Genomic DNA, 12,352 nt, shown 5'->3' on the forward strand with positions numbered 1-12,352 from the left:
AGGATGTGAAGAAAGCGCCCCTCACCCCGGCAAACGGGGGAGGGGCGTTTTCATTTCGGGGAGTTGCAATTCGCTCGGCTTGCTCTAGCGCAGCGCGCATGACCGCACCCGATTGCCAGCTCTACCTGATCTCGCCGCTCGATGTTTCGGGCGATTTTGCCGCCCGCCTGGCCCGCGCGCTTGATGCCGGCCCGGTGGCCGCGTTCCAGTTCCGCGTCAAAGGTATCGACGAACACGCCGCGGTCAAACTGGCCGAGCCGTTGCAGGCGATCTGCGCGCAGCATGATGTCGCCTTCATCGTCAACGATTCGATCAGCCTGGCCAAGCGTCTGGGCGCTGACGGTGTCCATCTGGGGCAGGACGATGGCGAAGTCGCCGATGCGCGCCAGCGCCTGGGCAAGGAGGCGCAGATCGGCGTCGCGTGCAAGGACAGCCGCCATCTTGCGATGGAAGCGGGCGAGGCCGGCGCGGATTATGTATCGTTCGGCGCGTTTTATCCCTCGACGACCAAAGTCACGACGGTACAGGCCGATATCGAGCTGCTGTCGTGGTGGTCGAACCTGTTCGAAATTCCGGTGGTCGCGATCGGCGGGATCACGCCCGCCAACTGCGCGCCGCTGGTCGCGGCGGGCGCCGATTTCCTGGCGGTGTGCAACGGCGTGTGGGGCGGTGACGAAGCGCAGGCGGTAGCCGATTTCGCCAGGGCAATGACCGGCGTCGCGCGCTGACAATTCCTTTTTCCGTCTCCGGGAATGACGACAGTTTGAAAGGTTACTGCGCCGCGGCGTCCGGATCGGCGTCGTGCGCGCCTTGCTCGCGGGCGTCTGCATCACGATCGTTGCCGGCTTCCAGTGCGCTGGCGCTGCTCTGGCGTACGCAGCGGTCGGATGTGCGCTGTCCGCTGGCATTGATCGGATGCAGGATGCCCAGGCCCACCAGGATGTATTTGCGCGAGCGAAACGGCCCGCTGGTCATCATCAGGTCATTGCCGAGCAGCAGATAACTGCCGCCCACGCCCTTGGCCGTGCGATAGCTCGAATCGGGGACGATCCGGAAGCTGTCGTCCAGCAAGCGCCGGGGCGCGGTTTCCGCATCGCCCTTGGTCTCGCACACCCAATAGCCAAGCAGCAGCGTACGCAGCAGGCCGCCGGGCGCGGCATGCGCAGCCGTCGGCACGAGCGCGGCCATCAGCAAAAGGACCAGCGAGCGGAGCGGGGCAGAGTGTTTCATCACGCAAGCGCGCTACCACATCGCAGCGACTTGAAGCAATCGGCGCCAGCGTCTAAGGGCAGCGATCTTATCCTGACAGCCGTTCAACTTTTTTAGGGCTCTTTCCATCATGAAGATCAGCGGCGTGGACATCCGTCCGGGCAATATCCTGGAATACGAAAAGGGCATCTGGAAAGTTGCCAAGACCCAGCATACCCAGCCCGGCAAGGGCGGCGCGTTCATGCAGGTCGAAATGAAAAACCTGATCGACGGGCGCAAGACCAACGTGCGGTTCCGTTCGCAGGATACGATCGAGCGCGTCCGGCTCGATACGAAGGACTTCCAGTTCCTCTACGCAGAGGGCGATGACCTTGTGTTCATGGATGTCGAAAACTACGACCAGATTACGCTGCCGGCCGATCTGCTGGGCGATGCTGCGGCATTTCTGCAGGACGGCATGACCGTGCTGCTCGAAATGTATGACGAACGCCCGATTTCGGTGCAGCTGCCCGACCAGGTCGAAGCGACGATCGTCGAAGCCGATGCCGTGGTCAAAGGCCAGACGGCCTCGTCGAGCTACAAGCCCGCGATCCTCGACAACGGCGTGCGCGTGATGGTGCCGCCGCATATTTCGAGCGGCACGCGGATCATCGTCGACGTCTACGAGCGCAGCTACGTCAGCAAGGTGGCCTGAACCGATGGCTGTCATTTCCGGTCTCGTTCGCGTGATGGAGCGCGCCGCCCGCAAGGCCGGCACGCGCCTGCGCCGCGACTTTGGCGAAGTCGAACATCTCCAGGTCAGCCGCAAGGGGCCGGGCGATTTCGTGTCGAAGGCGGACCAGCATGCCGAACGCACGATCTACGACGAATTGCTGCTGGCGCGCCCCGACTGGGGCTTTGTCATGGAAGAGGGCGGCACGATCGAGGGCGACCCGCGCAAACCGCGCTGGATCGTCGATCCGCTCGATGGCACGACCAATTTCCTGCACAGCATTCCGCATTTCGCGATCTCGATCGCGGTGCAGGAACCGGCGCTTGACGGCAAGGGGGCCGATGGTTCGGGCTGGGGCGATGTGATCGCAGGCCTGGTCTATCAGCCGATCACCGATGAAAGCTTCTGGGCCGAAAAAACACGCGGTGCCTGGCTGCACGACCGGCGTCTGCGTGTTTCGGCACGGCGCAATCTCGATGAGGCGCTGATCGGCACCGGCATTCCTTTTTCCAACCGCGGCGACGCCGGGCAGTGGTCGCGGATCTACGCCGAAATCGGCCCGCGCGTGGCGGGTATCCGGCGCAACGGCGCAGCATCGCTCGATCTGGCGTGGGTTGCGGCCGGGCGGTTCGACGGATTTTGGGAAACCGATCTGCAGATCTGGGATTCGGCCGCCGGTTGCCTGCTCGTTCGCGAAGCCGGCGGGTTCGTTTCCGATTTCCGGGGTCGTTCGCTGCCGATCTGTGCAGAAAGCGTGCTGGCCGGTACCGACGGACTGCATGCGCGTTTGCACAAGTTGCTGGCGGGCGCGATGAAACCGAGTGCAAATCCGGTTGATCAGGGCGGCGCGGTCGGCTAGCGCTTCGCCCGGTATTGCCCCTGTGGTGGAATGGTAGACGCGTCCGACTCAAAATCGGATGGAGAGATCCGTGCCAGTTCGAGTCTGGCCAGGGGCACCAAATTACGAAACGCTGCAATCTAAAAGCCCCCCCGTCAGGGGCTACGGTATTCCCATCGTAACATGCTCGTCATTCCTGCGGACGCAGGAGACGCAGTCCAGCGCAGCTAATCCAGGCTGAGCGCCAAGCACAAACTTCAGCACGTGGCGCTCAGTCTGCATTAGCTGCGCTGGACTGCGTCTCCCGCTTCCGCGGGAATGACAAATAAAGGTAAGGTGAACTCCGTACCTCAGTACCTCAGCTGTCGATCGCGGCCATCGATGCGTAGCGATCACCGACCGCCGCGCCGGCGGGGATGATCTGATCGATCCGCGCAAGATCTGCCGCGTCGAGGGTTACATCCAGCGCACCGATATTCTCGTCGAGATATTTGCGGCGCTTCGTCCCCGGGATCGGCGCGATATCATCACCTTGCGCCAGCACCCATGCGAGCGCCAATTGTGCCGGAGCGCAGCCCTTTTCCCTGGCCATCGCCTCGATCGCATGCACCAGTTCGATATTGCGATCAAACGCAGCGCCCTGAAACCGCGGCGAATTCCGGCGAAAATCGTCCTGTGGCAGATCGTCGGGCGTCTTGATCTGTCCGGTCAGAAAACCGCGCCCCAGCGGGCTGTACGGTACAAACCCGATGCCCAGCTCACGCAACAGCGGCAGAATCTCTGCCTCCGGCTCACGGCTCCACAGCGAGTATTCCGTCTGCAGTGCAGAGATCGGATGCACCGCATGCGCGCGGCGGATTGTCGCGGGTGACGCCTCGGACAAGCCCAGATAGCGCACTTTGCCTGCCGTCACGAGTTCGGCCATCGCACCCACCGTATCCTCGATCGGCACGTTCGGATCGACGCGGTGCTGATAATACAGGTCGATCACGTCGAGCCCGAGACGCTTCAGGCTGGCATCGCAGGCCTTGTGCACGTAATCGGGCCGGCCGTTGATCCCGTCGAAACTGCCGCCCGGGCCGCGCATATTGCCGAATTTTGTCGCCAGCACGATTTTATCGCGGTTGGCTTTGGCAAAAGGCCCGATCAGTTCTTCATTCGCGCCCGATCCGTACATGTCGGCGGTATCGAAAAAGGTAACGCCATGCGCCAGCGCATGGTCGAGAGTCGCGACCGATTCGGTATCGTTCTGCTCGCCGTAAAACTCCGACATGCCCATGCAGCCGAGGCCGAGTGCCGATACCTCCAGGCCTTGCGAGCCCAGTTTGCGTAGTTCCATGCGTGTTCTCCTAGCTGTCGGTCGGATAAGCTGCGGGCGGCGATGAAGGTCCGCCCGCCCGTGCGATTTCGCGCCGAAGCGGTCGCGCATCTGCACCAACCGATTGAACGTATATGATTTGTGCGCGTAATTTTCGCGGCAGGCATGTAACCATATCATGATGCCGAACGTATGGCATCATGTGGAACCTGTTAGTCTTCCACGCTTGATCAACGGTGGTGTTTTTATGCAATATGATCGTCGTTCGATGGTTGCGGTTTTGCTGGCGGGCACGGTTGCCGTCGCCAGCGGCGCCGCGCGCGCTGCGGCAGGGTTTACGCTGACCGATGCGCAGTGGCGCAAGAAATTGAGCCCGGAGGCCTATGACGTAATGCGTCATGCCGGCACCGAGCGGCCATTTACCAGCCCGTTGCTGAACGAGCATCGGGCGGGGCAATTCGCCTGTGCCGGGTGTGACCTCGCGCTGTTCGGTTCGCACACGAAATTCGACAGCGGCACGGGCTGGCCCAGTTTCTGGCAGCCGCTGCCTCATGCGGTCGCGACCACGACCGACCGCGGCTTTGGCGAAGTGCGCACCGAAGTGCATTGCGCGCGCTGCGCCAGCCACCTGGGACACGTGTTCAACGATGGCCCGAAACCGACCGGCCTGCGCTATTGCATGGACGGTGTCGCCTTGACCTTTCACGCAGGAGCACCCGCATGACCCGTATCGTTCTGGCAGCAACGCTCGGCCTGGCCGCGTCGCTCGGCGTGATCAGCGCGTGCTCGGGTGCGGTGGCCTCGACGCGGCCGTTTCCCGAACCGGCGGCCGAGGCCGTTGGCGCCGGCGGCAAAGTCGCGGTGCTCGCGGGCGGCTGTTTCTGGGGCATGGAAGGCGTGTTCGAACATGTGAAGGGCGTCAGCCATGTGACTGCGGGCTATACCGGCGGCACCCGCGCACAGGCGGATTACCAGACGGTGTCGACCGAGACGACCAACCACGCCGAATCGATCCGCATCGAATACGACCCGGCGGTGATCAGCTATGGCCACCTGCTCGAAATCTACTTTGCCGCCGCGCACGATCCGACGCAGGTCAATGGCCAGAATCCCGACGAGGGTCGCAGCTATCGCTCGGCGATCTTCCCGCAGAACCCCGAACAGCGCGCGATTGCCACACAGTACATCGCCGCGTTGAACCAGGCGCATGTCTTCGGCAAGCCGATCGCCACAAAGCTGGAGACGGGCACCTTCTACCCCGCCGAGGAATACCACCAGCAGTTCATGCGCCGGCACCCGGATCATCCGTATATTCGCGCCTGGGACAATGCACGGGTGGCCAACCTGCACGCGCGCTTTCCGCAGTATTACAAGGCGTAAGTAAGTCGAGTTACGCTCACCCCACCGTCACCCCGGATCAAGTCCGGGGCGACGGTCGCGGGGGCGCAGCGTGTCTCAGTCCAAAGTCTCGCCAGGTTTGCGGCCAGCCTCGATCGCAGCAGCGATCTGGTGCACCACCGGCAGCAATTGCGACACATCGTCGATCACGAAATCCGCGCCCTCTGCGCGCAATTCCGCCGTGGCTGCAGCAACCCGGTCCGCGCGCGTCGCATCATCGAGCGCCGCAAATTCATCACGATCCAACCCGACCGAATTGCCCGACGCCGCAATGCCTACCGTCCAGCATCCGGCGTGACGCCCTTCGGCAATGCCCACCGGCGCGTCGTCGACCTTGATCGCCGCCGATGCCGGCCACACGTCCAATCCGATCAGCGCGGCCCAGGTCATCAATGGGGCAGGGCGGCCGCTTGGCGTATCGCCGGCGCAGATCACGACTTCGGGCGCATACCCCTGCCTGGCCGCCGCAGTGCGGATCGCGGCCATCATCTCGGGGGTGTACCCGGTGCCCGAACCCACTTTGACGCCCAGCGCCAGCAGCGCGGCATAAGCGGCCGCTGCGCCGGGGATCAGTTCGGCGGCCGCCTGCGCCGCCGCGACCATCGCCGGTTCGACCAGCGCATAGATGCGTTCGATATCGTGCGCATCGGGTGCCTTGCCGAAATGCGCAGACCAGCGCGCGACGATGCCGGGTTCGTGGAGCAGCGCGGTCACATGATCAAGCTTCGCCCGCCCCATGTCGGCGCGCGCTTCGGCTTCGCTGATAGGCACGCCTTGCTGCGCAAACACCTGCGTCAGCGCGTTGACCGGCGCCTTGCAGCCGAAATCGACCATCGTTCCGGCCCAGTCGAAAATCACTGCTTTGACTGCAAACGTCATGTCGAGGTTCCCATCAATTGGTTCAGCACTTTTTCGGCAATGCCGAACGAAGTCGAGGCACCGGTTCCGCCGGTGACGATCACGAGCCGCACATTGTCGTCCGGGGTATCCACCAGATGCGTGCGATCATCCGCGCTCGCATAAGTCCCGACCCAGCGCTCGATCACCGCAGGCGCGGGGCCCCCGGTGGCGCGCGCATACTCATCCAGGATATCGTGTTCGGCGCTGGCAGGCGCAAACGGGCCGGGCAGGTCCGCATAATGGTGGCTGTCGCCCACGATCAGCGTGCCGTCGCTGCCTTGCGCGACGATCAGATGCACGCCGTTGGCATAATGGCGTGGCTGCTCGGCGATCAGCTTCGCCTTCAGCGCCGCCGCCTCGGGCAAGGCGGCGTAGCCGGTATAGCGGGTCAGCGACAGATCGCTCATCAGCGCGCCGGGCAGGCGAAAGCCCGGATCGGCGAGCCGCAGCATCGACAGCCGGCAGCGGCGCAAATTGTACGCCGCGATCCGGTCTGGCCACAGCGTCGAAAAATCGTCGCCGGGGCACACGACGACATGCCCGGCCGCAACATCGCCGCGCGAGGTGTGCAGCACCGGCGGCAGGCTGGAATACGCAGCGGTCTCAGTCAAAATGTCGATGCCCAGGTGCTCTTGCGCCCAGCGGGTCAGCAGCGGAATCGCATCGCGCGATTCCACGCGCAATTCGTGCGGGCTGTATAGCGCGCCCAGCAGGTCGGTGCCGCCCAGACCACCCATGTCGGCACGAAAGGCATCGGCAGAGATCCGCCGGCACCCTTCGCCCATTTCGGTATTCAAAAACGCATCGATCACCGCCAGCGCCTCGGGGGACCGTGCGGCGAGATACAGTCCGCGATGCTCGATCGCAATCCCGGCCTGTGGCGCAATGTCCGCCCAGACATCGCGCGTGCGCCGGGCCAGCGCCCAGGATTCGCCGCGTTCCTGGCCGGTCACGGTGACAAAGCCGAAATTGCGGACCGATGCGCCATTGGCGCGGCATTCACGCTCGATCACGATGACGCGCATGCCCCGGCGCGCTGCCGTGATCGCATGGGCCAGCCCCATGATCCCGCCGCCGACCACTGCCAGATCGTACACTTTGCTCATGGTTCGCCCGGCATCCCTGTCATTACCAACTTGTCATTACGAAACGGGGCAGCACCATCGCTGGTACCGCCCCGTCTGTCACGCTGTATGGCGCAAAAGGCCTCAGAACGACGTCCCGATCTTCATCCCGTACGTCAGCGGACGGGTCGGCACTTCGGACTTGATGAACTGCGCCGTCGAGGTGAACGTCGAAGCATGCGTGTTGGTCAGGTTTTCGCCGAAGATCGACACGGTCCAGTTGTCGTGCTTGAAGCCGACCTGCGCATCGAGCGTCGCATACGCCGGCAGATAGAAGCGATAGACCGTCGAGCCCGGGGTCGTCGTGCCGGTGGCTGTCGGATAGGTCGAAGGCTCGGTATACATGCCACTGATATACGACACGCCGCTCGATACGTACCAGGCCATCGTGTCGCTCGTCGACCAGTCATATCGACCACGCAGGCTGGCCTGCACATGCGGGCTGAACGGCGTGATGCTGCCGACCGTACCGAACGGGCTCATCACGTTCTGTCTGCCGGCTGCGGTGTAATAATACATCAATTGCTGGCCGAAATTGACCGAGGCGGGATTGTTGACCGGCAGCAACGGTGCGCTCGACTGCTTGCTGTCGTTATAGGTGATGCCACCCTGGATCGACAGGCCCGTGATCGGGCGTGCGACCAGTTGTGCCTCGGCGCCCTTGATATGATAGCTGGGCCCGTTGGTCACGAACGACGTGTTGCCATAGCCGCCGGCCGGGTTGAACACGCCAATCGGCGGGTTGTTCCAGACCATGTAGTACCCGGACAGGTTGAACTGCACCTTGCGGTCGAACAGATCGGTCTTGATCCCGGCTTCCCAGTTGGTCAGCTTGTCGGGGTTGTAGACGAGCGGGCGGAAATACTGGCCCACGCCGTTCTGGTCGGGCAGGATGTAATACCCGCGACGGTTGAACCCGCCCGGGCGGAAGCCCTGGCTGAACACCGCATAAAGCAGGGTGTGATCCGCCGGCTTCCACGTCAGTTCGGCTTTGCTCTTGAACCCGTGATACGTCGTGTGGTCGTTGTCGCCGTCGATGCTGTGGTTGCCGCCGTTCTTGGGGTCGATCGGACAAGCCAGGACCTGATAGCAGGCAGTGTACGTTTCGAATTGCGAACCGAGTTCGTATTCCTTGTAATTGTAATAGCGCGTGCCGCCCGTCAAAGTCAGGTTGGGCAGGATGTCGAAATCGACCGAGCCGAAAAATGCATACTGGCGATAGCCGCGCTGCGTGTCTTCACCAAAGGTCGTGCCCGAAGGTTCCAGCCCTGGCTCATTTGCAGTCGTGCCGGGATACGTCGAAACCTGGCCGACACACGCCACGTTGGCTGTAATCTGGGCCTGCGTACAGCCCGGGATCGAAGTGTAGTTGAAGCGCTGGATATCGTAGATCTTGTAGTTTTCGTAATACGCACCGACGATGCCACGGATGCGTTTGCCTTCGGGGCTCTGGATGCGCAATTCCTCGCTATGATGCGTGTTGCGAATCTGGTCGTTCCAGTTGGCGACGGGCGAATAGCAATACGTGTTCGGACCTTTGTTGAACCCTGTCGCACCGGTACACTGGTAATACATGCCGCCCGGCGTGCGCGAATAGTTGCTGTAGTCCTGCTGCTCGTTGATGTGGCGCGTCATGTACGAACCGGTATAGACCAGTTTGAAATCGCCGATCTTGCCGTTCAGGGTCCACGCCGTGTTCCAGTACGTGTCGACGTTATACGATGGCGAAAATGTCGTGGTCTGCAGGTTGCCCAGCGCCTGACCATCCGAACCGTTGGGATACGACGCAAACGTGCCCTCTGCATCGACTTTCTGATAGCTTTCGGCCACCAGCAGGTTCCAGTCGGGGACGATGTCCCACAGCGCTTCGATGCGGCCACCGATGTAATCGACCGGGTTGTAGTTCTTTTTCACCTGGTCGGCGTTGTTGTACTGGCCGTTGTCCGACTGGTTGGTCGCGCTGGGCGTATAGTGATACGCTACCGCGCCGGTGTCGGTCGCGCGGCGGGTAAACGTCGAATAGACGTTGTCGATATAGCCGCCGTGATGATCGTCATAGATCGTCGCGCGGACGGCGACCTTGTCGCTGATGACCGGCACGTTGATCGTGGCGTTGAAGGCGCCGTTGGGGGCGCCGCCGGCGGTGCCGCCAAAGCTGCCTTCCATATGGCCTTCGAACTTGCCGAGTTTGGGCTTGTTGGTGATGTAACGCACCGCGCCGGCTTCGGCGCCGCCGCCAAACAGCGTACCTTGTGGTCCTTCGAGCACTTCGACGCGTTCGAGATCGGCGACATAGACGTCGGCATTGCGTGCCGGAAACTGCATCGACTGGTCATCGAGGTACAGCGCCACGTTGGGGAAGGGGGCAATCGTGCCCGACGACTGGTTGCCGGCCGCGCCGGTCGACAGACCGCGCATGAAAATCGCGCCCTGACCAGGACCATTGCTGGCAAAGGTCACGTTCGGGGTATATTTCAGCAGGTCGCTGAACGTCGTGACGTTCAACTTGCCCAGCGCATCGCCGCCGAACGCCTGCAATGTCATCGGGACGTTCTGGATCGATTCGTTGCGGCGCGTCGCGGTCACGACGATTTCACCGGTCGGGATTTCGGCAGTCGTCGCCGGAGCGGCGTCAGCGGCGGCAGGCGCATCTGCGGCATGGGCGGCGGTGCCAAGCCCGGACAGAGCCAAGACTGCACAACCGGTGAACAAGGCCTGCTTGAGCGAACGCGTATCGGTTTTCATGTTCTAAAACCCCCCTGGGTGCGTGGATGCCGGACCGCTGAGGGGCCGGTTTCTGAGGGGCGTATGGGAGGCAAATATGACAGACCAAAGTGACCGGAGGTGATACTGACTTCAGGGAGTCACATGCAGAGTTGCCCAAAGTAACACTTTGGGACTGTTGCAAAAATGCAACTTTGGGATTTCGCGCGCCGGCGCAGAATGGGGCGACACCATCGCCGGAGCCAGCCCGTCATTCGGATCGGGATCACCGAGACTAGGTGATCAGGACATGGAGCTAATTTTCAAAAGTGGTTCAGCGCTAACGTATTCAACGGTCGCGTCCCGTGACGTGGTGTAGGTTTTGACGGTAGCGCTGCTGGCCGGACGCGCGCTTTCGATATTGCGCGGTAGCGGCCGGCCAGTGGCGCGGGTGGTCACCGTGATTTTCGGATAGGTTTGGGTTGCGAAGCTCGAACCTGGAGAACCACGATGACCGATTCCATGATGCACTTGCGCGCGTTGGTCGAGAAGGCCCCTGACGCGGATATTTTGCGCGACATGATCTCGTTTGCCGCCGGGCGGTTGATGGAGATGGAAGTCGGCGGCCTGACGGGCGCTGGTCACGGCGAGAAGTCCGCGGACCGGCTTGTCCAGCGCAACGGCTATCGCGATCGCGACTGGCAGACCCGCGCCGGCACGGTCGAGCTGCGCATCCCGAAACTGCGCAAAGGCAGCTATTTTCCCGGCTTTCTTGAACCGCGCCGCATGGCCGAGCGGGCACTGACGGCGGTCATCCAGGAAGCTTATGTGCAGGGCATCTCCACCCGGTCGGTTGATGACCTGGTCAAGGCGCTGGGCATGGATGGCATCTCCAAAAGCCAGGTCAGCCGCTTGTGTGAAGAGCTCGACGAGAAAGTGCATGCCTTCCTCGACCGCCCGATCGAGGGCGACTGGCCATACCTGTGGATCGACGCCACTTACGTCAAAGTCCGCCAGAATGGCCGGATCGTCTCGGTCGCGGTGATCATCGCGGTTGGCGTCAACAACGATGGGCGCCGCGAAGTGCTCGGCATGGACATCGGGCCCTCGGAGGCCGAGCCGTTCTGGACGGCCTTTCTGCGCAAGCTGACGCGCCGGGGGCTGCGCGGGGTGAAGCTGGTGATCTCCGACGCTCACGAAGGCATTAGGGCGTAGACTCATTACGCAGCGCACAGATGCGAGCGCCGCACCGCATCATACGAACCCTCGAACCCTTCACGCAGCAGCAGATCGTGGATCCGCGTCATCCGCAGCCGGTCACGCCGATGCCGCGCTTCGTTCTCGCTCAGCAGCGTATCGAGCCGTTCCTGAAACGGCCCGATCCGGGGCAAAGGCTGAACCGTGCGATGATAGTCAAACGCCCCTTCCGGGGCATTGATCGCTTTGCGCACCACCTTGCGCGACAGCCGCAAATCCCGCGCGATCTCCCTGATCGCTTTGCCGCCCGCGTGCTCGCGCCTGATGCGTACAACTGTCTCCACAACCAACATCCCGATCTCGCCACCTGAAAATCCAGGCCGCTGTCTAAACCATCGGATTGGTGGTTCCCTTTTGGACGCCGATCACCCCGCTAACAGGGCTCTTTTTGCACGCCGATCCACATTCATCGGCACCGCCTTTGCGCAAGAGACGCCCGAGGCAGCCAGTCAGCAATGGCGCTCCGTTGCCGATCAGATGCGACCAAAACTGCCAAAACTCGCTGCTCTGATGGACGATGCCGAGCCCGATGTGCTGGCCTACATGACCTTCCCGAAGGAACACCGGGCCAAGCTGCACAGCACGAATCCCATCGAACGCCTGAACGGCGAGATCAAACGCCGCACCGAAGTCGTTGGCATCTTTCCAAACGAAGCGGCTATCACCCGCCTGATCGGTGCCATTCTCATGGAACAGTCCGATGAATGGGCTGTCCAGCGCGCACGCTACATGACACTTGAAACCATGGCTCCGGTAAGCGACAATCCAATCGTCATGCTCTCGGCTGTGCCCGGCGCATGACCGGCTCAAACTGATGCCGAAATTGGCGGTGGTCCAGATAAGCTACACCACGCCGAGGGACACGATCTATTCAACATCGCTCAAGTGAAAAG

At 62.3% G+C, this 12,352-nt stretch carries 10 protein-coding genes, 1 tRNA gene and 3 pseudogenes; 8 read left to right on the forward strand and 6 right to left on the reverse strand.

Going from position 1 to position 12,352, the window contains the following annotated elements; all coding sequences use genetic code 11:
* Positions 1–98 precede the first annotated feature (98 nt).
* Positions 99–728: a thiamine phosphate synthase gene (thiE, locus tag ACOOE2_RS10135; RefSeq protein WP_420382890.1), complete on the forward strand. Its 630-nt coding sequence runs from the start codon at positions 99–101 to the stop codon at positions 726–728.
* Between the two features lie 43 nt (positions 729–771).
* Here thiE and ACOOE2_RS10140 read toward each other — a convergent pair whose 3' ends face one another.
* Complete coding sequence (locus ACOOE2_RS10140) at positions 772–1,230, reverse strand: hypothetical protein (protein WP_420382891.1); 459 nt, start codon at positions 1,228–1,230, stop codon at positions 772–774.
* Positions 1,231–1,339: 109 nt separating this feature from the next.
* Between ACOOE2_RS10140 and efp the strand changes: the two genes are divergently transcribed.
* From efp to ACOOE2_RS10155, 3 genes are all read left to right on the forward strand, one after another.
* A complete protein-coding gene (gene efp / locus ACOOE2_RS10145) occupies positions 1,340–1,903 on the forward strand; it encodes an elongation factor P (RefSeq protein ID WP_420382892.1) in 564 nt (187 codons plus the stop codon).
* Between the two features lie 4 nt (positions 1,904–1,907).
* The gene (locus ACOOE2_RS10150) at positions 1,908–2,780 is read left to right on the forward strand and encodes an inositol monophosphatase family protein (protein ID WP_420382893.1); all 873 of its coding nucleotides are present in this window, start codon (positions 1,908–1,910) and stop codon (positions 2,778–2,780) included.
* Between the two features lie 16 nt (positions 2,781–2,796).
* A tRNA-Leu gene (locus tag ACOOE2_RS10155) sits at positions 2,797–2,880 on the forward strand.
* Positions 2,881–3,117: 237 nt separating this feature from the next.
* On the opposite strand, the gene ACOOE2_RS10160 is transcribed toward ACOOE2_RS10155, so the two are convergent.
* Entirely contained in the window at positions 3,118–4,098 is a 981-nt protein-coding gene (locus ACOOE2_RS10160) for an aldo/keto reductase (RefSeq protein ID WP_420382894.1), read from the reverse strand.
* A 247-nt stretch (positions 4,099–4,345) separates the two neighbouring features.
* Here ACOOE2_RS10160 and msrB point away from each other — a divergent pair, with 247 nt between their 5' ends.
* Together msrB and msrA are read left to right on the forward strand one after the other, a co-directional pair.
* Entirely contained in the window at positions 4,346–4,801 is a 456-nt protein-coding gene (gene msrB, locus ACOOE2_RS10165) for a peptide-methionine (R)-S-oxide reductase MsrB (protein WP_420382895.1), read from the forward strand.
* Positions 4,798–5,457 carry a peptide-methionine (S)-S-oxide reductase MsrA gene (msrA, locus tag ACOOE2_RS10170; protein WP_420382896.1) on the forward strand — a complete coding sequence of 220 codons (660 nt, stop codon included), beginning with the start codon at positions 4,798–4,800 and terminating at the stop codon, positions 5,455–5,457. Before msrB ends, msrA begins: the two co-directional genes overlap by 4 nt.
* A gap of 75 nt (positions 5,458–5,532) precedes the next feature.
* Here the strand turns inward: msrA and phnX are convergent, their stop codons facing one another.
* From phnX to ACOOE2_RS10185, 3 genes are all read right to left on the reverse strand, one after another.
* Complete coding sequence (gene phnX, locus ACOOE2_RS10175) at positions 5,533–6,354, reverse strand: phosphonoacetaldehyde hydrolase (protein WP_420382897.1); 822 nt, start codon at positions 6,352–6,354, stop codon at positions 5,533–5,535.
* Positions 6,351–7,481 carry a TIGR03364 family FAD-dependent oxidoreductase gene (locus ACOOE2_RS10180; protein ID WP_420382898.1) on the reverse strand — a complete coding sequence of 377 codons (1,131 nt, stop codon included), beginning with the start codon at positions 7,479–7,481 and terminating at the stop codon, positions 6,351–6,353. The genes phnX and ACOOE2_RS10180 overlap by 4 nt, the downstream gene beginning before the upstream one ends.
* Before the next feature lie 102 nt (positions 7,482–7,583).
* Positions 7,584–10,244, reverse strand: coding sequence for a TonB-dependent receptor (locus ACOOE2_RS10185; protein WP_420382899.1), 2,661 nt, complete (start codon positions 10,242–10,244; stop codon positions 7,584–7,586).
* Between the two features lie 468 nt (positions 10,245–10,712).
* Here ACOOE2_RS10185 and ACOOE2_RS10190 point away from each other — a divergent pair.
* A pseudogene (locus ACOOE2_RS10190) lies at positions 10,713–11,414 on the forward strand (IS256 family transposase); the annotation flags it as partial.
* Positions 11,415–11,443: 29 nt separating this feature from the next.
* Here ACOOE2_RS10190 and ACOOE2_RS10195 read toward each other — a convergent pair.
* A pseudogene (locus tag ACOOE2_RS10195) lies at positions 11,444–11,752 on the reverse strand (IS21 family transposase); the annotation flags it as partial.
* 115 nt (positions 11,753–11,867) lie between these two features.
* Here ACOOE2_RS10195 and ACOOE2_RS10200 point away from each other — a divergent pair.
* Positions 11,868–12,260, forward strand: a pseudogene (locus ACOOE2_RS10200) (transposase); the annotation flags it as partial.
* Positions 12,261–12,352 lie beyond the last annotated feature (92 nt).

The sequence above is a fragment of the Novosphingobium sp. genome (genome assembly GCF_965214355.1).
Lineage (GTDB): Bacteria > Pseudomonadota > Alphaproteobacteria > Sphingomonadales > Sphingomonadaceae > Novosphingobium.

Coding starts and splice junctions, on each gene's coding strand:
- thiE (WP_420382890.1), top strand. CDS start 99: ATGACCGCACCCGATTGCCAGCTCTACCTGATCTCGCCGCTCGATGTT.
- ACOOE2_RS10140 (WP_420382891.1), bottom strand. CDS start 1,230: ATGAAACACTCTGCCCCGCTCCGCTCGCTGGTCCTTTTGCTGATGGCC.
- efp (WP_420382892.1), top strand. CDS start 1,340: ATGAAGATCAGCGGCGTGGACATCCGTCCGGGCAATATCCTGGAATAC.
- ACOOE2_RS10150 (WP_420382893.1), top strand. CDS start 1,908: ATGGCTGTCATTTCCGGTCTCGTTCGCGTGATGGAGCGCGCCGCCCGC.
- ACOOE2_RS10160 (WP_420382894.1), bottom strand. CDS start 4,098: ATGGAACTACGCAAACTGGGCTCGCAAGGCCTGGAGGTATCGGCACTC.
- msrB (WP_420382895.1), top strand. CDS start 4,346: ATGGTTGCGGTTTTGCTGGCGGGCACGGTTGCCGTCGCCAGCGGCGCC.
- msrA (WP_420382896.1), top strand. CDS start 4,798: ATGACCCGTATCGTTCTGGCAGCAACGCTCGGCCTGGCCGCGTCGCTC.
- phnX (WP_420382897.1), bottom strand. CDS start 6,354: ATGACGTTTGCAGTCAAAGCAGTGATTTTCGACTGGGCCGGAACGATG.
- ACOOE2_RS10180 (WP_420382898.1), bottom strand. CDS start 7,481: ATGAGCAAAGTGTACGATCTGGCAGTGGTCGGCGGCGGGATCATGGGG.
- ACOOE2_RS10185 (WP_420382899.1), bottom strand. CDS start 10,244: ATGAAAACCGATACGCGTTCGCTCAAGCAGGCCTTGTTCACCGGTTGT.